At 73.3% G+C, this 22,507-nt stretch carries 19 protein-coding genes; 11 read left to right on the top strand and 8 right to left on the bottom strand.

Annotated elements, in window-relative coordinates; all coding sequences use genetic code 11:
• Positions 1-31 precede the first annotated feature (31 nt).
• From F7P10_RS35290 to F7P10_RS35275, 4 genes are all read left to right on the top strand, one after another.
• Positions 32-1,480, top strand: coding sequence for an FAD-linked oxidase C-terminal domain-containing protein (locus F7P10_RS35290; protein ID WP_151016413.1), 1,449 nt, complete (start codon positions 32-34; stop codon positions 1,478-1,480).
• Positions 1,480-2,712 (top strand): FAD-binding oxidoreductase, encoded by a 1,233-nt coding sequence (locus F7P10_RS35285; protein WP_151016412.1) that lies wholly within the window; start codon positions 1,480-1,482, stop codon positions 2,710-2,712. The genes F7P10_RS35290 and F7P10_RS35285 overlap by 1 nt, the downstream gene beginning before the upstream one ends.
• Complete coding sequence (locus F7P10_RS35280) at positions 2,712-4,058, top strand: (Fe-S)-binding protein (protein ID WP_151016411.1); 1,347 nt, start codon at positions 2,712-2,714, stop codon at positions 4,056-4,058. Before F7P10_RS35285 ends, F7P10_RS35280 begins: the two co-directional genes overlap by 1 nt.
• Positions 4,059-4,203: 145 nt before the next feature.
• Positions 4,204-4,938: a hypothetical protein gene (locus F7P10_RS35275; RefSeq protein ID WP_151016410.1), complete on the top strand. Its 735-nt coding sequence runs from the start codon at positions 4,204-4,206 to the stop codon at positions 4,936-4,938.
• Here F7P10_RS35275 and F7P10_RS35270 read toward each other — a convergent pair.
• The 5 genes from F7P10_RS35270 to F7P10_RS35250 all read right to left on the bottom strand — a co-directional run bounded on the left by F7P10_RS35270 (position 4,935) and on the right by F7P10_RS35250 (position 11,551).
• Complete coding sequence (locus F7P10_RS35270) at positions 4,935-6,581, bottom strand: ABC transporter family substrate-binding protein (RefSeq protein ID WP_254716184.1); 1,647 nt, start codon at positions 6,579-6,581, stop codon at positions 4,935-4,937. The genes F7P10_RS35275 and F7P10_RS35270 overlap by 4 nt on opposite strands.
• Before the next feature lie 408 nt (positions 6,582-6,989).
• Positions 6,990-8,750 (bottom strand): ABC transporter ATP-binding protein, encoded by a 1,761-nt coding sequence (locus F7P10_RS35265; RefSeq protein WP_151016408.1) that lies wholly within the window; start codon positions 8,748-8,750, stop codon positions 6,990-6,992.
• Positions 8,747-9,544 carry an ABC transporter permease gene (locus F7P10_RS35260; RefSeq protein WP_151016407.1) on the bottom strand — a complete coding sequence of 266 codons (798 nt, stop codon included), beginning with the start codon at positions 9,542-9,544 and terminating at the stop codon, positions 8,747-8,749. The genes F7P10_RS35265 and F7P10_RS35260 overlap by 4 nt, the downstream gene beginning before the upstream one ends.
• Positions 9,544-10,497 (bottom strand): ABC transporter permease, encoded by a 954-nt coding sequence (locus F7P10_RS35255; protein WP_151016406.1) that lies wholly within the window; start codon positions 10,495-10,497, stop codon positions 9,544-9,546. Before F7P10_RS35255 ends, F7P10_RS35260 begins: the two co-directional genes overlap by 1 nt.
• Positions 10,498-10,576: 79 nt before the next feature.
• On the bottom strand, positions 10,577-11,551 hold the full coding sequence (locus tag F7P10_RS35250; protein ID WP_218040230.1) for a hypothetical protein: 975 nt from the start codon (positions 11,549-11,551) through the stop codon (positions 10,577-10,579).
• 97 nt (positions 11,552-11,648) lie between these two features.
• On the opposite strand from F7P10_RS35250, the gene F7P10_RS35245 reads away from it, so the two are divergent.
• Both F7P10_RS35245 and F7P10_RS35240 read left to right on the top strand, forming a co-directional pair.
• Entirely contained in the window at positions 11,649-12,272 is a 624-nt protein-coding gene (locus tag F7P10_RS35245) for a TetR/AcrR family transcriptional regulator (RefSeq protein ID WP_151016405.1), read from the top strand.
• Positions 12,273-12,654: 382 nt separating this feature from the next.
• The gene (locus tag F7P10_RS35240; protein WP_254716183.1) at positions 12,655-14,643 is read left to right on the top strand and encodes a sensor histidine kinase; all 1,989 of its coding nucleotides are present in this window, start codon (positions 12,655-12,657) and stop codon (positions 14,641-14,643) included.
• Positions 14,644-14,972: 329 nt separating this feature from the next.
• Here the strand turns inward: F7P10_RS35240 and miaA are convergent, their stop codons facing one another.
• Positions 14,973-15,866, bottom strand: a complete 894-nt coding sequence (gene miaA, locus F7P10_RS35235; RefSeq protein ID WP_151018482.1) for a tRNA (adenosine(37)-N6)-dimethylallyltransferase MiaA — start codon at positions 15,864-15,866, stop codon at positions 14,973-14,975.
• Positions 15,867-15,986: 120 nt separating this feature from the next.
• Here miaA and F7P10_RS35230 point away from each other — a divergent pair, with 120 nt between their 5' ends.
• Positions 15,987-16,277: an antitoxin gene (locus F7P10_RS35230; protein WP_151016403.1), complete on the top strand. Its 291-nt coding sequence runs from the start codon at positions 15,987-15,989 to the stop codon at positions 16,275-16,277.
• Between the two features lie 64 nt (positions 16,278-16,341).
• Here the strand turns inward: F7P10_RS35230 and F7P10_RS35225 are convergent, their stop codons facing one another.
• Positions 16,342-17,082: a hypothetical protein gene (locus F7P10_RS35225; protein ID WP_151016402.1), complete on the bottom strand. Its 741-nt coding sequence runs from the start codon at positions 17,080-17,082 to the stop codon at positions 16,342-16,344.
• A 13-nt stretch (positions 17,083-17,095) separates the two neighbouring features.
• Positions 17,096-18,652, bottom strand: a complete 1,557-nt coding sequence (gene miaB, locus F7P10_RS35220; protein WP_151018481.1) for a tRNA (N6-isopentenyl adenosine(37)-C2)-methylthiotransferase MiaB — start codon at positions 18,650-18,652, stop codon at positions 17,096-17,098.
• Between the two features lie 310 nt (positions 18,653-18,962).
• Here miaB and F7P10_RS35215 point away from each other — a divergent pair, with 310 nt between their 5' ends.
• The 4 genes from F7P10_RS35215 to F7P10_RS35200 all read left to right on the top strand — a co-directional run bounded on the left by F7P10_RS35215 (position 18,963) and on the right by F7P10_RS35200 (position 22,372).
• Positions 18,963-19,682: an amino acid ABC transporter ATP-binding protein gene (locus F7P10_RS35215; RefSeq protein WP_254716833.1), complete on the top strand. Its 720-nt coding sequence runs from the start codon at positions 18,963-18,965 to the stop codon at positions 19,680-19,682.
• 61 nt (positions 19,683-19,743) lie between these two features.
• Positions 19,744-20,610, top strand: coding sequence for a glutamate ABC transporter substrate-binding protein (locus tag F7P10_RS35210; protein WP_151016401.1), 867 nt, complete (start codon positions 19,744-19,746; stop codon positions 20,608-20,610).
• A 77-nt stretch (positions 20,611-20,687) separates the two neighbouring features.
• Positions 20,688-21,389 carry an amino acid ABC transporter permease gene (locus tag F7P10_RS35205; protein WP_151016187.1) on the top strand — a complete coding sequence of 234 codons (702 nt, stop codon included), beginning with the start codon at positions 20,688-20,690 and terminating at the stop codon, positions 21,387-21,389.
• Positions 21,386-22,372 carry an amino acid ABC transporter permease gene (locus tag F7P10_RS35200; protein ID WP_151016185.1) on the top strand — a complete coding sequence of 329 codons (987 nt, stop codon included), beginning with the start codon at positions 21,386-21,388 and terminating at the stop codon, positions 22,370-22,372. Before F7P10_RS35205 ends, F7P10_RS35200 begins: the two co-directional genes overlap by 4 nt.
• The last annotated feature ends 135 nt before the right edge of the window (positions 22,373-22,507 follow it).

Below are 22,507 nucleotides of genomic sequence, written 5' to 3'. Positions count from 1 at the left end.
GCGGGCGGGGGCAGGGAGGATCGTGCAAGGGATGGAGCCGGATCTGGAGGCGCTCGCGAGGCGCCTGAACGCGTCGCTGGGGCCGGAACGGATCATCACCGACCCCGTGCGGCTGCGGACCTACGAGTGCGACGGGCTGACGAACCACCGGTGCACGCCCGCCCTCGTCGTCCTGCCCGACACCGCCGAGCAGGTCGCGGCGATCGTCCGCGAGTGCGCCGCGGCGGGCGTGCCCTACGTGGCGCGGGGATCGGGGACGGGACTGTCCGGCGGGGCGCTCCCCCGCGCGGACGGCGTGCTGATCGTGACGTCGCGGATGCGGCGGATCCTGGAGATCGACATTCCGGGGCAGCGGGCGGTGGTCGAGCCCGGCGTGATCAACCTGGACGTGACGCGGGCCGTCCGGCCGCACGGGTACTACTTCGCGCCCGACCCGTCCAGCCAGCAGATCTGCTCGGTCGGCGGGAACGTCGCGGAGAACTCCGGCGGCGCGCACTGCCTCAAGTACGGGTTCACCGCGCACCACGTGCTGGCCTGCGAGGTCGTCACGCCGGACGGAGAACTGGCGGAGCTGACGGCGGACGGTCCGGGCTACGACCTGCTCGGCGTGTTCGTCGGCGCGGAGGGCACGCTCGGCATCGCCACGAAGATCACCGTGCGGCTGACCCGGCTGCCCGAGACCGTGCAGACGCTGCTCGCGGCGTTCGGGTCGATCGAGGCGGGCGGGACGGCCGTGTCGGCGATCATCGGCGCGGGGGTCGTCCCGGCGGCGATCGAGATGATGGACGCGCTGTCGATCGAGGCCGCCGAGGCGGCGGTGCGGTGCGAGTACCCGCCGGGGGCGGGTGCCGTGCTGATCGTGGAACTGGACGGCCCGGAGTCGGCCGTCGCGGCGCAGTTCGCGCAGGTCGAGAAGCTGTGCCGGGACGCGGGCGCGTTCGAGATCCGGGTGGCGGCCGGCGATGCGGAGCGGGCGCTGATCTGGACGGGGCGCAAGTCGGCGTTCGCCGCCGTGGGCCGGATCAGCCCCGCCTACATCGTCCAGGACGGGGTCATCCCCCGGACCGCCCTCCCGCAGGTCCTGGCCCGCATCGACGAACTGTCGGCCGAATCGGGGGTGCGGGTCGCGAACGTCTTCCACGCGGGAGACGGCAACCTGCATCCGCTGGTGCTGTTCGACGACGCCGAGGAAGGCGCGGGCGCGCGCGCAGAGGAAGTGTCGGGCGCGATCCTCGATCTGTGCATCGAGCACGGCGGGTCCATCACAGGCGAGCACGGTGTGGGCGTGGACAAGTCCCGGTACATGCCGCGCATGTTCACCGACGCCGACCTGGACACCATGCAGATGGTGCGGTGCGGGTTCGACCCGGCGGGCCTGTGCAACCCCGGGAAGGTGTTCCCGACGCCGCGCATGTGCGGAGAGGTTCCGGGAGTGCGCAAGGGACCCCATCCGTTCGCGGGAAAGGCGGACCTGTTCTGATGCGACCCCCCGATGCACCCGACGCGCACGGCGCGCTCGGCGCGCTCGGCGCGCTGGCGAAGGTCTGCGGCGACGTCCGTCCCGGCGAGCCCGAGGAGGGCGTGCTGGGCGTCGAGCCCGCCGTCGTCGCCGCGCCCGCGACGGTCGGCGAGGCCGCCGCGGTGATGCGGGTCGCCGCCGAGCACGCGCTGACCGTCGTCCCGCGCGGCGGCGAGACGCGGCTGGACTGGGGGACGCCGCCGCGCGGCTGCGACCTGATCGTGGACACGCGGCGCCTGGACCGCCTGGTCGAGCACGCCGCCGGGGACCTCGTGGCCACCGCGCAGGCGGGCATGCCGCTGGAGCGGCTGGGCGAGGAGCTCGCGGGGAACGGGCAGCGGCTCGCGCTGGACGTGCCGATCCCCGGTTCGACGATCGGCGGGACGATCGCGACGGGTGCGGCGGGGCCACTCCGGACCCTTTACGGAACCCCACGGAACCTGGTCATCGGGCTCACGATCGTCCGGGCGGACGGTCAAGTGGCGAAGTCGGGCGGCAAGGTCGTGAAGAACGTCGCCGGATACGACCTGGGGCGGCTGTTCTGCGGCTCGTACGGGACGCTCGGGCTCATCGTCGAGGCCACGTTCCGCCTGCATCCGGTTCCGGCCGCCCACGCGTACGTCACGCGTCCCGTGGACGGCCCGGAGGAGGCGCACGAGGCGATACAGGCCGTCCTGCATTCGCCGGTGGTCCCGAGCGGGATCGAGTACCTCTCCCCCGGGACGGTCGCCGTCCTGCTCGACGGCGGCCCGGACGAGGTCGGCGCGCGCGCGGAGCAGACGGTCGGGCTCCTGGGCGACACAGCACAGATCTCGGAGGGCGCACCGGACGGCTGGGGCCGTTACCCCGGCGGCACCGTCCTGTTCGATGTCGCCGCGCCTCCGCCCGCCCTCCGCGACCTGCTCACCGCCCTGCGGGAGTCCGCCGGCCCGGGGACGTCCGTGACGTGGAGCGGGGACGGGCACGGGTACGTGGGGCTGTCGTCCGGTGACGTCGCGGGCATCCTCGCCGATGTGCGTGCCGCCCTGGCGCGGCACAAGGGGAGCGCGGTCGTCCGCTACGCCCCGCAGGACGTGCGCGGCGCCGTCGACGTGTGGGGCCCGGTGCCCGCCCTGTCGCTGATGCGCGGCGTGAAGGACCAGTTCGACCCCGGCCACCGACTGTCCCCCGGCCGCTTCGCGGGAGGTATCTGATGAACACCCCCTCACCCGGACCGCACTCGCCCGAACCCCCCGCGCCCGGATCGGCGGAACTGTTCGGTGGTCAGGAGTTCGCGAACCTGCTCGGCGACTGCGTGCACTGCGGATTCTGCCTGCCGACGTGCCCCACCTACGTCCTGTGGGGCGAGGAGATGGACTCGCCGCGCGGCCGCATCCACCTGATGGACCAGCACGCGAAGGGCGAGCCGCTGAGCGGGCCGATGGTCGAGCACTTCGACCGGTGCCTCGGCTGCATGGCGTGCGTGACGTCCTGCCCGTCCGGCGTCCAGTACGACCGGCTGATCGAGATGACGCGGGCCGAGGTCGAGCGCGGGCATCCGCGCCCGCTGCGCGAGCGCGCCGTGCGGGAGCTGGTCTTCCGGCTGTTCCCGTACCGGCGGCGGCTGCGGGCGCTGCGCGGGCCGCTGCGCGCGTACCAGCGGTCGGGGCTGGAGGGCGCCGTCCGCCGGTCGGGGCTGCTGGAGCGGATCTCGCCGTCGCTGGCGGCGATGGAGCGGCTCGCGCCCCCGCTCGGCCGGGCGCCGCGGCTGCCGGAGCGGGTCGCCGCGCGCGGGGACCGCCGCGCCACGGTGGGCATGCTGGCCGGCTGCGTGCAGGGCGAGTTCTTCCCGGACGTCAACGCGGCGACGGCCCGCGTGCTGGCGATGGAGGGCTGCGACGTCGCCATCCCGCGCGCGCAGGGCTGCTGCGGCGCCCTGTCGATGCACGCGGGACGCGAGGACGAGGCTCGCGCGTTCGCGAAACGGACGATCGAGACGTTCGAGAGCACGGACGTCGTCGTCGTCAACTCGGCGGGCTGCGGGTCGTCGATGAAGGAGTACCGGGCGCTGCTGGGCGGTGACCCCGCGTGGGAGCGCCGCGCGGACGCGCTGTCGGAGCGCACCCGCGACCTGGCGGAGTTCCTCGCCGAGCTGGGGCCGCGCGCGGAGCGGCGGCCGCTTCCGGTCACGGTCGCCTACCACGACGCGTGCCACCTGTCGCACGCGCAGGGCGTGCGGAGCCAGCCCCGCGCGCTGCTCGCGGGGATCCCCGGCCTGGACGTCCGCGAGATCACCGACCCCGACATCTGCTGCGGCTCGGCGGGGACCTACAACCTGCTGCAGCCGGAGGCCGCCGCCGAACTCGGCGACCGCAAGGCGGCGAACGTCGCCGCGACCGGCGCCGAACTGCTCGTCGCCGCCAACCCCGGATGCACGATGCAGATCGCCGGGGCGCTGCGCCGCCGGGGCGCCGGAATCGCGATCGCGCACACCGCGCAGGTGCTCGACGCGTCCCTGCGGGGCCTCGGCCGCGACGCCCTCATCGGACGTAGTTCGTAGGCGTTCGCCCTAGTAGTTCGGTGTTTCTCGCGTCAAGTACGGCCCGTCCGACATTGATTCGGGTGTCCGGTATCGTGACTGGCCACCCACAGGCAGCACGCGCTTACCGATCAGGACGCAACGGGCTGAGGGGAGCACGGAGACCATGTCGTACAGCAACGGGCCGCGGTCCGCGGGACGCCGGCGGCGCAAACCCGAACGGGCGGGCGCGGGCCGGCTCGGCCTCGCCGGGGCCCTCACCGGAGCGGTCGGGATCGCCGTGATCGCCGCCGGGATCGTCGTCCTGCGGCCGGGCTCGGACACCGACGGCGGCGGTTCGCGGCCGTCCCAGGCGAGCGGCGCGGGCGCCGCGACCCCGCCGGTCGCCTCGCGGCCCGCGCCGGAGACCGGCGCGGCCGTGAGCTTCACCACACCGGAGGGGTACGGCTACAGCCTCGCGGCCGTCCGGTCCGGGACGGACGCGAAGCCGCTCGGCGCGACCGAGGCTCCCCCCTCGGGGACGACGTACGCCTACGCCGACTACGTCCTGACGAACACCCAGCGCCGTCCCGTCCTGCTGGACTTCCCCGCCGACCTGTTCATGCCCCGGGAGCAGGTGCCGGAGGACGCGCGGGAGCGCTGCATGCCGCAGGTGGGCATCCCCGACGCCATGTGCACGCTTCCCAACCACAGCGAGATCATCGCCCGCGTCGACCGGTCCGACCCCCCGTTCGAGGAGGCCGGCACCCAGATGATGCCCGCGGGCGCGTCCTACGTGGTGCGGATCGCCTCCGACCTCCCGGTGCAGGACGGCGTATCGGCGAGCGACCTGAAGCTGTACGTGTGGAACGCCCGCTACACCAGCGACCGCAAGGGCATCGAACTCCCCTACGCGTCCTAGGCGAACCCGATGTCCTCGTAGGCGGGCTGGAGGAAACCGCAGGCGCCGATGTTGGCCAGGTCCGCGCGCGCGGCGACGAGCTGGGGACGCTGGTACAGCGGAAGGACGAGCGCCTCCCGCCAGATGAGCCGATCGGCACGGTTCACAAGGACGTGAACCTCCGATCCCTTCCCCGCCACGGCACGCTCCAGGGCCGCGTCGATGGCCGCGGTCCCGCCCCCCGAATAGTTCTGCCGGGCCCTCCCCTCGCGTGGACGTGCGTAGACCGCCCTCATCGACGACACCGGAAACGGTGTCCCGAGCCACGAGAACGCGACGACGTCGAAGTCGCCCCGCGTGACGTGACGGCCGTACAGGTCGCCGGACGGGACGGGGTCGATGTCCACCCGGACGCCGATGCGTTCGAGCAGCGCGCGCGCCAGTTCCGCCTCTCGTTTCCCGATCGGCTGCCCCGCCGCGATGACGAACCGAAGGGCGAGCGTCCGCCCGTCCTTGACGCGGTACCGTCCCCGCTTCGCCCAGCCGGCCTCCTCCAGGAGCCGGACGGCCCGCGCCGGATCCGGGCGCCCGAGTGTTCCCGAGTTGTCGCGGTAGCCCTCCTGGGTGCCGACGTAGAAGTGGTTGCCGAGCGTCCGCACCGGAACGCCGAGACCCGCGAGGTCGGACCGGGCGATCGTCTCCCGCTCGATGCCGAGCAGCACGGCGAGCCGGACCCGCGGGTCCGACAGGATCGGCCCGGCCGCGTTGAGCGTGAGGACCCGCCGGTCCGGACCCGCCGCCCGGCGCACCTCGGCGCCGTCCGCCCGCCGCACCCGCCGCAGCGCCCCCGCGTCCAGCCCGACCTCCATCAGGTCGATCTCCCGGTTGGCGAACGCGCCCGGCATCGCCGCAGCGTCCATCGCCCGGTACACGATCCGGTCGAGCTTCGCGGACCGTCCCCACCAGGCCGGATCGCGCACGAGCGTGACCACCTGGCCCGTCCGGTCGATTCCCCCAAGCCGGAACGGACCGGCGGTGACCGGCACCCGGTCGAGCCACCCGGTGTTGAACGCGCGCGGGTCGTCGTAGGCCGCGGCCGGGTACAGCGGGCCGAACAGCCGCCGCCAGTCCGCGTACGGCCGCGAGAAGACGACCTCGACCACGTGCTCGTCCGCCCCGCGTTCGACTCGCTCGATCCGCCGGTACCCGGTGTCGTCGGCGATCTCGTACCGCGGATCCCGCCCGGACAGCGCGCGCGCCTGCACGGCGAAATCGCGGTACCCGATGGACCGCCCGTCCGACCAGCGCGCCTCGGGGTTGAGCCGGTAGACGACCGTCTGCCCGCGCCCGGTGCGCTTTACCTCGGCCGAGCGAAGGTACTCCGGAACGGGATGCACCACGCCTTTCTCGTCCGCGCGCATGAGGTACGGCAAGGCGCCTTGCAGCACCCGGTCGGCCGCTCCCGTTTTCCCGTTCAGGTGGTGAAAGTTCCACTGCGACGGAAACTCCGGCAACGCCCAGTGCAGAGTGCCCCCGTCCCGCACGCGCTCGCGCGGCACCGGGTTGACGTCCGACAGGGGCAACGCTCCGGACGCCGCCCCTTCCCCCGCGTCGTTCCCGGTGCACCCCGCGCCCCCGCACAGGACGGGCAGCACGAGGACCACGGCGACGACCGCCGACCGCGCACGGCCGGGCGCCGCCTGTCCTCGCCTGCTCGGACGGCGGCCCGGGTGACGTTCGGACGCTCCCGACGGTGCGGCGCCGGGCCGGCGCGGCAAGGTTCGTTCACCCACACCCGCCATGTCCGGACGGCGGATGCGGCCATCCCTTCGCGGTGCGAACGGATCGAACTCGTGGTGCGTCATCGAAAGAGGCTCCAGGGGACGGGGCTCGGGGACCGGGGCTCGGGGATCGAGGGACGGGGATCGAGGGACGGAGACCGAGGGACGGGGGACGGAGACCGAGGGACGAGGGACTGGGCTCGGGGGCTCCAGGGAACGGGGCTCGGGGACGGGGCACGGGGGCTGGGGGCTGGGGGCTGGGGGCACGGGGGCTCGGCGGGACATCGCAGCTCAATCGCGGGCTCGCGGCGTGGGCAACGGGTGGTGGCAGGCGGCGCGGTGGTCGGGACGGCCGGTGGTGCGAGGTTGCGGGTCCGATGCGTCGCACGGGGTGCGCTGCACGGGGGCGAGCGCGGGATAGAGCGGGCATCGGGGACGGAAGCGGCAGCCATCGGGCGGGTTCGACGGATCGGGGGCGTCGCCGTGCAGGACGACGCGGGGGCGCGCGCGCTCGAGGACCGGATCGGGGATCGGGACGGCGTCCAGGAGCGCGCGCGTGTACGGATGTGCAGGCGCCCGGTAGATCTCGCCGGACGAGCCGAGTTCGACGATCCGGCCCATGTGCATGACCGCGACCCGATCGGCGATGCGATGCACGACACCGAGGTCGTGGGCGACGAAGACGTAGGCGAGGCCCAGCCGGGACTGGAGGTCCCGCAGGAGGTTAAGAACGTCGGCCTGGACGGTCGTGTCGAGCGCCGCCACGGGTTCGTCCAGTAGGAGTAGGCGTGGTTCCAGGGCGAGTGCCCTGGCGATGGCCACGCGCTGCCTCTGCCCGCCCGACAGTTCGTGCGGGTGGCGGTCCGCGTGGGCCGGTTCCAGCCCCACGAGGTCCAGGAGTTCCCGGACGCGTTCCCGGGCGGGCAGGCGGTACGCGGTGAGCGGTTCGGCGATGATGGCGCGGACGCGCATGCGAGGGCTGAGCGAAGCGAGCGGGTCCTGGAAGACCGGCTGCACGTCGCGGCGCAGCTCCCTGCGGCGTGCGCGGCGCAGCGCGGCGGTGTCCGCACCGAGGACGGTCACGCGGCCGCGTTGCGGGCGGGCCAGGCGCAGGATCTCCATCAGGGTGGTCGTCTTGCCGCAGCCCGACTCCCCCACCAGCGCGAGCGTCTCCGCCCGCCGGACGTCGAACGTGACGCCGTCCACCGCGCGGACCGCCCCGTGGCGGCGGGCCAGCCCCGCCACGGCCAGCACGACGGGACCGGACGGGCGGGCGCGGTCCGGGACCTCGGCGATGCGCGGCGCCGATCGCAGGAGGGCGACCGTGCGCGGGGCCCGGGGCCTCCGGTAGACCTCCTCGACCGGCCCCTGCTCGACGGCGCGCCCCGCGTCCATGACCAGGACGCGGTCGGCGATGCCCGCGACGACGCCGAGGTCGTGCGCGATGAGGACGGTCGCCGTGCCGGACGCCCGTGCGGTGCGCAGCACGTCCAGGACCTGCGCCTGGACGGCGACGTCGAGGCCGGCGGTGGGCTCGTCGGCGATGAGGACGGACGGGTCGTTGGCCAGCGCCATCGCGATGAGCACGCGCCTCTGCATGCCGCCCGAAAGCTCGTGGGGGTAGGCCCGCGCGCGCTTGGCGGCTGCCGGGACGCCCACCAGGTCGAGAAGTTCGGCGGCGCGCGCACGGGCCGCGGCCCGCCCGGCGCGCCGGTGGACGCGGACGGCCTCCGCGACCTGGGCGCCGACGGTGCGGAAGGGGTCGAGGGAGGGGTCCTGGAACACCATCGCCAGGTGCCTGCCGCGTATCCGGGACAGCTCCGCGTCGGGGCGTCCGAGGAGTTCCCGGCCGTGCAGCCGCACCGAGCCTTCGGCCCGCGCGCCGTCCGGGAGCAGGCCCAGCACGGCGAGCGCGAGGGCGGTCTTGCCGGAGCCGGACGCGCCGACGACGCCCAGCGTCTCGCCCGGACCGACTTCGAAGTCCACACCGCGCACGGCGCGGACGCCCGGCGCGTGGCGGACCCGCAGGTCCGCGACTCGCAGCGCCGTCACCGCGTGGCGGGGTCGAGGACGTCGCGCAGGCCGTCGGCGAGCAGGTTCGCGGCCACGGCGACCAGGATCAGGAGCGCGGCGGGGAAGCCGAACCGCCAGGGGAACGCGAGGACGCCCGCGCCGGCGTCGGCGATCAGGGTGCCGAGCGAGACGGCGGGCGGGGGCGCCCCGAACCCGAGGTGGGCCAGCCCGCTCTCGGCGATGATCGCGGCCCCGACGTTCAGGCCCGCGTCCACCGCGAGCAGCGACGCGAGCTGCGGCAGGACGTGCCGGACGACCGTCCGCGGCGCGCTCACCCCGCCGAGCCGGGCCGCCCGGACGTACTCGCGTTCGCGCAGCGTGCGGGCCAGCGCCCGCACCATCCGGGCGGTGCTCGTCCAGAGCAGCGCGGCGAGGACGGCGACGAGCGCGAGAGCGCCGCCGTCCGTCCGGGGCGCCAGGACGGCCACGACGAGGAACGGCGGCAGGACGATCAGCAGGTCGGCCGCCCACATGAGCGCGCGGTCCGCCCACCCGCCGGCGTATCCCGCCGCGGTTCCGACGAGGGCGGCCAGGAGCGTCGCGAGCACGGCGACGCCGAAGCCGACGAGCAGGGACCTGCGGAGCGCGTGGACGGTCACGGCGAACACGTCCCGGCCGTTCTGGGTTGTGCCGAGCCAGTGGCGTCGTGACGGGGGCGCTCCGAACGCCGTGAAGTCGATCTCGTCCCACGCCCACGGCGAGAGCGTTGGTCCGGCGAGGGCGAGCAGGACGAGCGCGGCGAGCAGGCACAGGCCCGCGGCGGTGCGGCGCATCAGGCGGCGCGGGCGCGCGGGTCGAGGAGCCCGTGCAGGACGTCCGCGGCCAGCACGGCGGCCGGTACCGCGCAGGCGACGAGGCAGCCGACGGCGGCGACCGCGTTGACGTCGCCGCGGGCGACCGACTGCGCGAGCCACTCGCCGAGCCCGTGCCGCGCGAACACCCGCTCGACGAACATGCCACCGAGCAGCAGTGCCGCGGCGGTCTGCGGGACGTATGCGGTCATCGGGATCAGCGCGGGCGGCAGGGCGTGCCGGAGCAGCGCACGGCGGTGGCGCAGGCCCTTCGCGCGGGCGGCGCGAACGAACCCGGCGTTCAGCACGTCCAGGACGAGGCCGCGCTGGTAGCGGGCGACGACGGCGGATTGCGCGAGCGCGATCACGAGGGTGGGGAGCAGCAGGTTCCGGACGTGGTCGGGCCGGCCGGGCGCCTCTCCCGTCCAGGCGACCGTGACGCCCGTGTGGTCGCCGAACCGGGCCGCGGCGATCTGCACGAGCACCGCGAGCACGAACACCGGGACGGCGGCGAGCACGTACGCGAGGAGGGAGACGGCCCTGTCCGTGGCCCGCCCCCGTCTCGCCGCGGCCCAGGCCCCGAGCAGGACGCCGAGGACGGAGCCGACCAGCGCGCCGGGCAGGACGAGGCGGACGCTGACACCGAGCCGCCGGAGCAGTTCGGCGCGGACGGGCCGCCCGTCGAGCGTCCGGCCGAGGTCACCGCGCAGCACGCCCGCCGCCCAGGCCCGGTAGCGGGCGGACGGCGGGACGCGGGGGTCGAGGCCGAGCCCGGCGAGCCGGGCGTCGAGGACGGCGTCCGGCGGGCGCGGCACGCGGCCCGCCAGGTGGGCGCGGGGGTCGAGCACGGCGGCCGCCAGGAGGTACACGAGACTCGCGCCGAGCACGGCCTGCAGCGCGGCCCGTACCGTCCGGCGCGCCAGGAACGCCGCCATGTCCGCCCTTCCGATGCGATCGAGTCACATAAGGCTACTGATCGATCACGCACCGGGACGGGCGAACGGCGACTCTCGTTCAGGCGGGCACCGGCTCGCGGTCGGGGGCCTCCTCCCGCTTGGCGGTTCGGAACGTGGCCACGCCCAGGAGCGCGAAACCGACGGCGGCCCAGCCCAGCAGCACCGCGAGCGGGGCGCCCGCGCCCGCACCGTCGAAGAAGAGCGCCGACCGGATGAACGTGCCCGCCGCGCCGGGCGGCAGCAGCTGCCCGATCGCGCCCCAGGGCTCCGGCACCATCTCAGGCGCCGTGGCCACGCCGGAGGTCGGGTTGCCGAGCAGGAGGAAGGTGAGCGCGCCGAGGCCGATGCCGGCCCGTCCGACCGCCGCGCCCAGTCCCGCGACGACGGCGGTCACGGCCGCGATCGTGGCCGCGACGACACCGGCGACCAGCAGGTAGGGGCCGGGGACGAGCGAGAGCCAGCCGTAGGCGACGCCCGCGACGCCGAGGCCGCCGAGCACGGCGAACAGCAGCGCCCCCGCGGCCCGCCACGCCGCGCTCGGCACCGCGAACGTCAGCAGCACCGCGGCGGCCAGCGACGACATGACCAGCGGAAGGATCAGCGTCGCGAGACCGGAGCCGCGCGGGTCGTCCGGGTCGGTGGCGACGACGTCCTCGACGGGCGCGCCCCGCGGCGCCCCGGACAGGGACTCGGCGAGCGCGGTCAGCTGCTGCGCCACCATCGGGGACGCGGCCGACGCGGTGAGCACCCGCGGGCCCGCCGGGGTGGTGACGATCGCGCCGTAGGCCTCGCGGTCGGTGATCGCCGCGCGGGCCTCGTCCGCGCCCGGCCGGACCTCGATGTCGAACGCGCCGGGGCGCGCCCGCTCGAGCCGTTCCGCCGTCGCTTCGGCGGCGGGCCCGGCGACGACGATCGGCACGTCGTGCGGGGCCGTCCTGGTGGCGGGCCAGGTGAAGGCCACGATCATCAGGAGCTGCAGGAGCGCGGCGCCGAGGGCGACCCCGGCGGTGCGCTTGGCGAGTGAGGAGTGCACGACCTGCTCCCAAAAAATCGGATGTCCGTTCTCTTTACGAGCGTCACACCCGGTGGCGCGACTTGTCAAGAACGAACGTTCGTTTTAGATTGGTTCCATGCCGAGAGTCAGCGAGGAGCACCTGGAGCGGCGCCGCAAGCAGATCCTGGACGCGGCCCGCGCGTGCTTCATCCGCCAGGGCGTCCACGCGACGTCGATGCAGGACATCTTCGCGGAGGCCGGGCTCTCGGCCGGAGCCGTCTACCGGTACTTCAAGAGCAAGAACGAGATCATCGAGGCGATCCTGTCGACCGTCGTCGGCGACCTGCACACCTCCCTCAGGGAGCTCGTGGACGCCGACCCGGTCCCGCCGCCCGACGAGGTGCTCGAACTGATCGCGACGCGCGCCATCGAGATGTCCGGGGAGGACGGCATCCTCCGGCTGGCCCCGCAGGGCTGGGCCCTGGCCCTGTACGACCCCGAAATCGGCCGCTACGTCGCCGCCACCATCGTCACGCTGCGCGAGACGTGGATCCGGTACGTGCGGCGGCTGGTCGGCGCCGGCCTCCTGCCCGCCGACACCGACGTCGTGGCCACCGGGAAGGCCCTGTTCGGCGTGGTTCCCGGCTTCCTCCTGCAACGGCTCATCCTCGACGACGTCGACCCGGCCGAGATCGGCCGCGGCGCGCGCGGACTGCTCGCGGGCCTGCACGCCAGTCACGCGCGGCAGGCCGGGGACTGAGGAGGACCCGCACCCCGCGCAGACCCAGCCCGCGCAAACCCAGCCCTGGCCGTCCCGCCTCTCGACGTGCGCGACCGACGCGTCCCGTGCCCGCGCGCCCGCCCCCGCGCATCCGGCCGCACGGCACCCGTCCAACTCCCCCGGTCTCTGGCAGATGTTCGCCAGATTCCGTATGAGTCCCTGACATGCCTTTTCTGACCTAGTTTCCGTTTTGCCTGGTTATCATCTCGGCACACCCGGCGCCGTGCGCCCGGCCGTACCCCGGCCGCGGCCGGATGCGGCCACGCTGTCCGCACACGGACGCGCTGATGGGTGCAGGACCGTGACCCGGACGCTTTAACATTCCATTACTTTTCAGACCCGGGAGCCCAGGATGGTGACGGTGGCCCAGAGTCGCGGGGCGGGCGTCCGCGCGGCCGGGCGCGCGGGGCGCGCGGCGTGGCTGCTCGCGCTCGGGGCGGCCGGCCTGGTCGGCGCGTCGCTGGCCGTGGGCGGGCTGCTGCCCGCCGACCTGCGGATGGTCTGGTGGCATCCCGAGATCCTCGTCGCGCTGTGCTGGACGGGCGTCGCGGCCCTGCTGCTGCGGCACCGGCCCCGCCTGCGGGTGGGCTGGCTGATGATGGGCGCCGGGGTCAGCGCCGCCGTGTACGTGCTGGCGCTGAACCTGGGACCGTGGCTCGAGCTGCGGGGATGGGCGGCGGCCGGGTTCTTCCTGTGGCTCGGCACCTGGCTGTGGGCGATCGACACGTTCGTGCTCACGCTCGTCCTGCCGCTGATCTTCCCGGACGGGCGGCTGGTGTCGGCGCGGTTCCGGCCGATCCTGGCCATGGCCTGCCTGGTGCCGGTCGTGGTCTGCGTGCACCTGACGGTCGATCCGGACGCCCGCCGATTCCACAACGGCGTGTCGATCTACCCGTTCACGGAGATCCCGCCGCCGGTGGCCGCGCTGATCCTCGCCACGCTCGCCGGTGCGGTGCTGTCGGTCGTCGTCCGGTTCGTCCGGTCCGCTCCGGACGTGCGGCGGCAGATCGGCTGGGTGGTCTACCCGGGCGTGCTCGCCGAGGCGGTCATCTACGCCGGGGAGAACACCGCGATCGGCGATCCGATGCGCAGCCTCACGATCGTGGCCGTCCCGATCTGCGTCGCGATCGCCATCACCCGGTACCGGCTGTACGACATCGACCTCGTCGTCAGCCGGACGCTGGTGTACGCGGGCCTCGCCGTGGTGATCACCGGGGTCTACTTCGCGCTGCTCGGGATGACGAGCATGCTCGTCGCGGGGCAGGGCACGCTGGCCGGGCTGGCTGGGGCCGTCGCGGCGGGGGCGCTGTTCGAGCCGGCGCGGCGGCGCATCCAGCGGACGGTCGACCGGGTGGTGCACGGCGAGCGCGACCCCTACCGGATCGCCGACCGCCTCAACCGGCGGCTGCAGAGCGCCGCCGACCCGGGCGCCGCGCTGGCGGTGGGCGCCGAGGTGGCGCGCTCCGCGCTGCACGCGACGGGCGTGGTCATCGAGGTGCTGGACCGCGACGGCCGGACGATCTCCGCCGAGGACGGCGCGCCCGGCGATCGGCCGCACCTGATCCCGCTGGTGTGGCACGGGGAGCCGGTGGGACGGCTGCGGTTCGGCGTCACGCGCCCGCCGGACGCGCGGCTGTCGGGCATCCTGGCGCGCAACCTCGCGGAGCTGGCGAACGCGGCCCGGCTGGCCGCCGACGTGCAGCGCTCCAAGGAGCGCATCCTGCGGGCCCGGGAGGACGAGCGCCGCCGCCTCCGCCGCGACCTGCACGACGGGCTCGGGCCGACGCTGGCGAGCCTCGCGATGACGGTCGACGCGGCCCGCATCACGCTCAGGACCGACCCGGAGGCCGCGGACGCGCTGCTGGAGAACCTGCGCACGACCATGGGCCGCACGATCGGCGACATCCGCGAGCTGGTGCAGGGACTGCGGCCGCCCGCACTGGACGACCTGGGCCTGGCCGGGGCGATCCGGGCGCTCGGCGGCGTCGTCGCGGGCGGAGACGGCCCCAGGGTGGACGTGCACGTGGAAGGGGACGTCGGGTGCCTGCCCGCCGCCGCCGAGGTCGCCGCGTACCGGATCGTCCAGGAGGCCCTGACGAACGTGCACCGGCACGCCGGGGCGCGGTCCGCGGAGGTGCGGCTGAGCCTGAACGGGGATCTGCACGTCACGGTGGACGACGACGGCGTGGGCCTGCCCGAGCGGATGCGCGCGGGGATCGGCATGGCGTCGATGCGCGAGCGCGCGACCGAACTCGGCGGTTCCTGCACGGTCGGTCCCGGTCCGAAGGGCGGCACGCTCGTCCGCGCCCGGCTGCCCGTCGACGGGGCCCGGTCCCTCGGCGCCGCCTGAAGCGGCCCGCCCCGCCGTCCTCGCGGATCGCTCCGCGGGGCCGCGTGCTCCGGCCGTCCCGTGCGCCTCGCCACCCGGTGGGAGGGCCGGTGACCGCCCCCCGCCAAGAAGGTCGCCACCGGCCCTCTGGCACCGCACTGGACCGAGGCTCCCATCTCGGTCCGTACGGGCCATTCACCAGAGGGTGTGCAAGAAAGAAGTTACGCGGGGAGGGGTCCCGGTGCAGAGGGACAGTTGTCCCGATCGATCCGGGACGGCGAGCGCGCCGAAAGCGCGCCCGGAGTGCGTCCCTCTGACCACCTCATACCTGCCACTTCATGTCTGGCACCTCACATCTGGACGAGCGCAAGCGCGCGCGGGACGAGGTCCGGGGCGTCGTAGGGGAGCCAGTGCACCCGCGGGTCGCGCCGGAACCACGACTCCTGCCGACGCGCGAAACGCCGCGTGGTGCGGACGGTGTCCGCCTTGGCCTGTTCCTCGCTCCACTCCCCCGCGAGGTAACGCAGCACCTGGGCGTACCCCAGGGCGCGCCCGGCGGTCAGCCCGTCCCGCAGGCCCCGCTTCTCCAGTGCCCGGACCTCGTCGACCAGGCCCGCGTCCCACATGCGCTGCACCCGCACGGCGATGCGCTCGTCCAGCTCGTCCCTGGGCACGCTCAAGCCCACCTGCACGACGCTCCCGTAGCGGTACCTGTGCTCGGGCAGGGTGGCGGTGAACGGACGCCCCGTGATCTCGATGACCTCCAGTGCCCGGACGATGCGGCGTCCATTGCTCGGCAGGATCGCCTCCGCAGCCGCCGGGTCGACCCCACGGAGGCGCGCGTGCAGGACGGCGGCCCCGTCGCGGGCCAACTCGTCCTCGAGGCGCGCCCGGACGGCCGGGTCCGTTCCCGGGAACTCCATCTCGTCGACCGCCGCCCGCACGTACAGCCCGGACCCGCCGACCAGGACCGGGACGCCCCCGCGCCCGCGGATCGCGCCGATCGTCTCCGCCGCGAGCCGCTGGTACTCGGCGACGCTCGCGGTCGCCGTCACGTCCCAGACGTCGAGGAGGTGGTGCGGGACGCCGCGCATCTCGTCGCGCGCGAGCTTGGCGGTGCCGATGTCCATGCCCCGGTACAGCTGCATCGAGTCGGCGTTGACCGCCTCCCCGCCGAGCCGCAGGGCCAGCTCCACGGCGAGGTCGGACTTGCCGGCGGCGGTCGCGCCGACGACCGCGATCACATCAGGAGAGGTCACGAGCTTAATTGTGGCAACAGAACGGGTATAGCCGGGGTTGTACGGGTGTCGCGCGGGCACATCGCGCGGCGCCGTCCGAGACGAGGGATCCGGGGGGATTTTCCAATGTCCATCGTCGACAAGGTCAAGAACATGCTCGGGCAGCACCCCGACAAGGCCAAGCAGGGCACGGAGAAGGCCGGGGACATGATCGACGAGCGTACGGGCGGCAAGTACGCGGACAAGGTCGACAAGGCCCAGGACAAGGCCGGCGACTACGTCGACCGGCAGGGCCAGGGCGACATGAACCGCGATGACATGGGGCGCGGTGACATGGGCGGCGACATGGGCCAGGCCGAGCAGGGCCGGCACGGCATGGACGAGCCGGGCCCGAACGACCCCGGGGGCCGCGCCTGATCCGCGGCCGGCCCCGCACCGGGACCGGCCCGCTCGGGACCGGCCCGCCACAGGTCAGGGGCCGCTACAGAGCAGGGGCCGCCGTCCAGGACGCGACGAAGTACGCGACCCCGTAGGGCGCCTCGGCGGCGAGCAGCTCGCCGCCGAACCCGCGGGCGGCGGCCGCCCCCGCCAGCACCTGCCACGCCGCCCGCCCGGCCGCCCGCAACTCCCGGGAAGTCCCGGGATCGAGCGCGGCCAGGGCGGCGGCGTCGGCCTTGCCGAGCGCGCGCGCCACGGCTTCGTCGTACGGCGCCGCGCGCTCATCGAGATAGCCGGGCGCCTTCTCGGAACGGCACGCCGACCCGTCGCCCATCACCAGCAGCGCGACGCGGCCGGCCGACGCGGCGAGTTCACGCCCGAGCGCCAGACATTCCGCGGACGGGGCGTCGAACGCCACCGCGCGGTACCGCACACCGGGTCGTCCGTGGCGGGCCGCCGCCCGCATCGCGGGATCGGCGGACCGCTCGATCAGCCAGCGCCCGATCGTCAGGGACAGCGGCAGCGGTTCCCCGCCCTTGCCCGGAGCGTCCGGACTCGTCCACGGGAGCCCGTACGGACGGAGCGTCGCGTAGGCACCGTCCCCGTACGCGGCCGTTTCCGGGGCGCCGCCCACGACGACCAGCGCGTCCGGCGCGGCGGCGACCAGCCGGCCGACGGCGTCGTCGCAGGCCGCGCGGAGCCCGTCCAGCTCCCGCGCCGCCGCCCCCGCCACGGCGGGCACCAGGATGGGCGGGTGCGGGCACACCGCCGCCGAGATGAGCACGTGACCGGCCTCCTCAGGAGCAGGTGGAGCAGCCCGGTCCGGACGGCCCGGCGGAGGGCGCCGCGACCGGCTCGGCGGACGGGGCGGGGCGTCCGATCGACGGCATCCCGAGCGCGACGCCCTTCGGCGCGCCGCCGCCGCCCTGCCGCGCCTCCCACGCGTCGCCCGCGCGCGTCCGCCGCACGGACCGCGCCGCGCGGTCGGCGACGAGGTGGTGCGGCGCGGCGTAGGTGACCTCCACGGTGACCATGTCGCCGGGACGGACGTGCTCGTCGGGCGCCCGGAAGTGCACGAGGCGGTTGTCGCGGGCGCGGCCCGACAGCCGGCGCGTCTCGCCGTCCTTGCGGCCCTCCCCCTCGGCGACCAGGACCTCGAGCGTACGGCCGAGCTGCTTCTTGTTCTCCGCCCAGGAGACCTCCTCCTGGAGCGCGACGAGCCGCTCGTACCGCTCCTGCACGACCTCCTTCGGCAGCTGGCCGTCCATGGTGGCCGCCGGGGTGCCGGGCCGCTTGGAGTACTGGAAGGTGAACGCCGAGGCGAAGCGCGCCTCCCGGACGACGTGGAGGGTCTCCTCGAAGTCGGCGTCGGTCTCGCCGGGGAACCCCACGATGATGTCGGTGGTGATCGCCGCGTCCGGGATCGCCGCCCGGACCTTGTCGATGATGCCGAGGAAACGCTCCTGCCGGTAGGAACGGCGCATGCCGCGCAGGACCGCGTCCGAGCCGGACTGGAGAGGCATGTGCAGCGACGGCATCACGTTCGGGGTCTCGGCCATGGCGGCGATGACGTCGTCGGTGAAGTCCTTGGGGTGCGGCGAGGTGAACCGGACGCGCTCCAGGCCGTCCACCTGGCCGACCGCGCGCAGCAGCCCCGCGAAGGCCGAACCGCCGCCGGCCGTCATCGCGCGCACCTCGTCCGGTGCCGCCGCCAGGGCGCCGAAGCCCGAACCGTAGGCGTTGACGTTCTGCCCCAGGAGCGTGACCTCGAGGACCCCCTCGCCCACCAGCGCCTCGACCTCCGCGAGGATCTCGCCGGGACGGCGGTCCTTCTCCTTGCCGCGCAGGGACGGCACGATGCAGAAGGTGCACGTGTTGTTGCAGCCCACGGAGATCGACACCCAGGCCGCGTAGGGGGACTCCCGGCGGGTCGGCAGAGTCGACGGGAACGTCACCAGGGATTCTTCGATCTCGACCTGCGCCTCGCTCTGCACGCGCGACCGTTCCAGCAGCGCGGGAAGCGACCCGATGTTGTGGGTGCCGAACACGACGTCCACCCAGGGGGCACGCTTGACGATGGCGTCCCGGTCCTTCTGCGCGAGGCAACCGCCCACCGCGATCTGCATGCCCGGGTGCCCGTCCTTCACCGGACGCAAGTGCCCCAGGTTCCCGTACAGGCGGTTGTCTGCGTTCTCCCGGACGGCGCAGGTGTTGAACACCACCACGTCCGGCTCGGATTCGCCGGCGCGGACGTACCCGGCGTCCTCCAGGAGCCCGGACAGCCGCTCCGAGTCGTGGACGTTCATCTGGCACCCGTAGGTACGGATCTCGTACGTGCGGGTGCCCATCTCCATAGGCGCACTCATGACGTCCCCAGGGTACGCGCCGCCCCGGGTCTCATGGAGGTAACCGTCACGTCACGGAACGGGACTCCGGCGTGGTCACCTGCACCCCAGCGGTTACACCCGAGAGGCCCGCATCCCTTACCCGACATGGGTTTTCGTGATCGTATCGGTACCACGCGGAAACTTGCTCTCCGAATTCCATGTCGTAAAGTCCGAGCCCATGACGGACAGCGAAGGCGGGCCCGAGCTCACCAAGGGCGACGGGCCGGACGAGTCCGCCCCGCAGGGGACGACCCAGGGCGGCGGGCCCCTCGTCGTGATGGAGAACGTCAACAAGCACTTCGGCGATCTGCACGTTCTCCGCGACATCAACCTCACCGTGGACCGCGGCGAGGTCGTCGTCGTCATCGGCCCGTCCGGGGGCGGCAAGTCGACCCTGTGCCGGTCCATCAACCGGCTGGAGCCCATCGACGACGGCTTGATCACGGTGGACGGCAAGGAGCTGCCGAAGGAGGGCAAGGAGCTCGCGAAGCTCCGCTCGGACGTCGGCATGGTGTTCCAGTCGTTCAACCTGTTCGCCCACAAGACGATCCTCGAGAACGTCACGCTCGGGCCGACCAAGGTCCGCAAGCAGGGCAAGCAGGACTCCGAGAAGCACGCCATGGAACTGCTGGAACGGGTCGGCATCGGCAATCAGGCGCACAAGTACCCCGCCCAGCTCTCCGGCGGGCAGCAGCAGCGCGCCGCGATCGCGCGCTCCCTCGCCATGAAGCCCAAGGTGATGCTCTTCGACGAGCCGACCTCGGCACTGGACCCCGAGATGGTCAACGAGGTGCTCGACGTCATGACGGGCCTGGCCCGCGACGGCATGACGATGATCGTCGTCACCCACGAGATGGGGTTCGCCCGGAAGGCGGCACGCAAGGTCGTGTTCATGGCGGACGGCCAGATCGTCGAGGAGAACACCCCGGACGAGTTCTTCACCAACGCGCGAACCGACCGCGCGAAGGACTTCCTGTCCAAGATCCTGACCCACTGACTTCCGGCACCCGCGACCGGCAAGCACCGAGCCCATCGGCCCTGACAGCAGAGGAAGAGACATGCGAGTACGTCGTTTCGGCGGCGCCATCGGCACGGCCGCAGCGCTCGCGCTGGTGCTGAGCGCCTGCGGCAGCGACACCGAGGCCACCGATGCGCAGAGCATCGTGGACCGGGTCAAGGAGAACAAGAAGATCACGATCGGCGTCAAGTACGACCAGCCGGCGCTCGGCCTGAAGACGCCGAGCGGCGGCGTCGAGGGCTTCGACGTCGACGTCGCCAAGTACGTCGCCAAGGAGATGGGCGTCCCCGAGGACGGCATCACCTTCAAGGAGACCCGCTCGGCCAACCGGGAGACCTTCATCACCGGCGGCCAGGTCGACCTGATCTTCGCCACCTACTCGATCACGGACTCCCGGAAGAAGCAGGTGTCCTTCGGCGGCCCGTACTACGTCGCCCACCAGGACACCATGGTCCGGGCCGACGACGACTCGATCAAGAAGGCCGCCGACCTCAAGGGCAAGAAGCTCTGCCAGGCGGCCGGATCGAACTCCTACAAGCGCGTCATCGACCCGCCGCCGGACGGCAAGCTCGACATCGACGCCACCCCGGTGCCCGCCTCCAGCTACTCCGAGTGCGTGGCGAAGCTGAAGGCCGGCGACCTGGACGCGGTGACCACCGACGACCTGATCCTCGCGGGCTTCGCCAAGCAGCAGGAGGGCGAGTTCTCGGTCATCAACGACCCCTTCACCGACGAGAAGTACGGCGTCGGCATGCGCCTGGGCGACACCGAGACCTGCGAGGCCGTCAACGCGGCCATCACCAAGATGTACGAGGACGGCACCGCCGCCCAGCTGCTGGACAAGTGGTTCGCGGGCACCGGCCTGAAGCCGACGACGACGGTTCCGCAGTTCGAGGGCTGCGCCTGACCGTTCCGATCGGCCGCGCCGCGCCGGCGTCCCGTCCGCTCGGGGCGCCGGCGCGGCCCTGACCACGCTGGAGTGTCATGGAAGACCTGCTCGGCCTCCTCGATTTCGGCCCGGTCTTCGAGAACGGCGATCGCATCCTCGAAGGCTTCTGGGGGACCATCCGGCTGGCGCTGATGTCGGCGCTGCTGTCGATGGTCATCGGGACGATCGCCGTATCGTTCCGGGTCGCCCCCATCCCGCTGCTGCGGGTCGTGGGCACCGTCTACGTCAACGTGGTGCGCAACACGCCGCTGACACTGGTCCTGCTGCTGTGCAGCCTGGGCATCTCCACCACCCTGCAGCTCAAGTTCTCCGACACCAACACCGTCGACGCGTACTGGTGGGCGGTCATCGGGCTCTCGTTCTACACCGGGGCGTTCGTCTGCGAGGTGCTGCGCTCGGGTATCAACACCGTCCCGCTCGGCCAGGCGGAGGCCGCCCGGTCGATCGGGCTCACCTTCACCCAGTCGCTGCGGATGATCATTCTGCCGCAGGCGTTCCGGACGGTGATCGCGCCGCTGGGCAGCACGCTCATCGCGATGATCAAGAACACCACCGTCGTGATGGCCGCCGGGTACGCGGAGGCCGCGCTGGCGATGTACGAACTGTTCGACGACCCGAACAGCCAGCCGCCCGCGATCCCCCTGTTCCTCGCGATCGCGGCGGGCTTCATGGTCCTCACCCTGCCGACCGGGTTCTTCTTCGGCTGGCTGGCCAAGCGAATGGCGGTGGCGCGATGAGCAGGGAAGCCAACGTCCTCTTCGACGCCCCCGGGCCGAGGGCCGAGGCCCGCAACCGGCTCCTGACGGTCGTCTCGGTCGTCCTCCTGCTGGCCGTCGCGGCGGCGGTCGTGTGGAAGCTCAACGACCGCGACCAGTTCAGGTCCGCACTGTGGGAGCCGTTCCTGCGGGGCGACGTCTGGACGAACCTGATCCTGCCCGGGCTCTGGAACACGCTGAAGGCCGCGGCCGTGGCGTCGGTGCTGGCGCTGCTGTTCGGCGCGGTCTTCGGGCTGGCCCGGCTGTCGGACCACTGGTGGATCCGGGTACCGGCCGGGGCGGTGGTGGAGTTCTTCCGCGCCATCCCGCTGCTGATCCTGATCTTCCTGGCGTTCTTCGCGCCGCCGCTGGTCAGCCCCGTCATCGCCGAGTCGCCCCTCGGGCAGGCGCAGCGGCTCGTCGTGGACAACTTCCTGTTCATCTTCGGCGTCGAGAGCAACTACGGCGTGGTGACCGTTCCCGCGTTCGCCGCGCTGGTGTTCGGCCTGACGCTGTACAACGGCTCCGTCCTGGCCGAGGTGATCCGGGCCGGCGTGCTGTCCATCCCCAAGGGGCAGTCCGAGGCCGCCTACTCGATCGGGCTGCGCAAGAACGGGGTCATGCGGCTGGTGCTGCTCCCCCAGGCGGTCACGGCCATGATGCCCGCGATCGTCAGCCAGCTCGTGGTGCTGCTGAAGGACACCGCGCTCGGGTTCATCATCGCCTTCGAGGACCTGCTCCACGCGGGCTTCAAGGTGGTCGGCCCGAACTACCAGAACCTGCTCGCCGCCGCCATCGTGGTCTCGGTGATCTACATCGGGATCAACATGGCGCTGAGCGCGGTGGCGACCCGGCTGGAGGCGCGCCTGCGGCGCAACCGGCGGACCGCCGGCCACTCGGTCGCGCCCACCGCGGGAGTCCCGGCGGCGCCGGGGATGGAACCGGAGGACGTCGAGAAGAAGTAGGCGCCCGCGCACGATCGAAGGGCGCATCGAAGGGCGCATCGAAGGGCGCCGCCGGAACTCCCCGGCGGCGCCCCTTCGCACATGGGACGGCGTCCGGAGGCGTCCCGGCCGGAGTGACGGCCCGTATCTTTCCGA

The sequence above is a fragment of the Actinomadura sp. WMMB 499 genome, from assembly GCF_008824145.1.
In the GTDB taxonomy this organism is placed as follows: domain Bacteria; phylum Actinomycetota; class Actinomycetes; order Streptosporangiales; family Streptosporangiaceae; genus Spirillospora.
This window is presented reverse-complemented; position numbering and strand designations above follow the sequence as displayed.

Excerpts from the sequence above, each read along its gene's own strand:
- miaB (WP_151018481.1), bottom strand. The coding sequence starts at position 18,652 with ATGGAGATGGGCACCCGCACGTACGAGATCCGTACCTACGGGTGCCAG.
- F7P10_RS35200 (WP_151016185.1), top strand. The coding sequence starts at position 21,386 with ATGAGCAGGGAAGCCAACGTCCTCTTCGACGCCCCCGGGCCGAGGGCC.
- F7P10_RS35230 (WP_151016403.1), top strand. The coding sequence starts at position 15,987 with ATGTCCATCGTCGACAAGGTCAAGAACATGCTCGGGCAGCACCCCGAC.
- F7P10_RS35255 (WP_151016406.1), bottom strand. The coding sequence starts at position 10,497 with ATGGCGGCGTTCCTGGCGCGCCGGACGGTACGGGCCGCGCTGCAGGCC.
- F7P10_RS35245 (WP_151016405.1), top strand. The coding sequence starts at position 11,649 with ATGCCGAGAGTCAGCGAGGAGCACCTGGAGCGGCGCCGCAAGCAGATC.
- F7P10_RS35275 (WP_151016410.1), top strand. The coding sequence starts at position 4,204 with ATGTCGTACAGCAACGGGCCGCGGTCCGCGGGACGCCGGCGGCGCAAA.
- F7P10_RS35285 (WP_151016412.1), top strand. The coding sequence starts at position 1,480 with ATGCGACCCCCCGATGCACCCGACGCGCACGGCGCGCTCGGCGCGCTC.
- F7P10_RS35280 (WP_151016411.1), top strand. The coding sequence starts at position 2,712 with ATGAACACCCCCTCACCCGGACCGCACTCGCCCGAACCCCCCGCGCCC.
- F7P10_RS35215 (WP_254716833.1), top strand. The coding sequence starts at position 18,963 with ATGGAGAACGTCAACAAGCACTTCGGCGATCTGCACGTTCTCCGCGAC.
- F7P10_RS35290 (WP_151016413.1), top strand. The coding sequence starts at position 32 with ATGGAGCCGGATCTGGAGGCGCTCGCGAGGCGCCTGAACGCGTCGCTG.
- F7P10_RS35260 (WP_151016407.1), bottom strand. The coding sequence starts at position 9,544 with ATGCGCCGCACCGCCGCGGGCCTGTGCCTGCTCGCCGCGCTCGTCCTG.
- F7P10_RS35210 (WP_151016401.1), top strand. The coding sequence starts at position 19,744 with ATGCGAGTACGTCGTTTCGGCGGCGCCATCGGCACGGCCGCAGCGCTC.
- F7P10_RS35205 (WP_151016187.1), top strand. The coding sequence starts at position 20,688 with ATGGAAGACCTGCTCGGCCTCCTCGATTTCGGCCCGGTCTTCGAGAAC.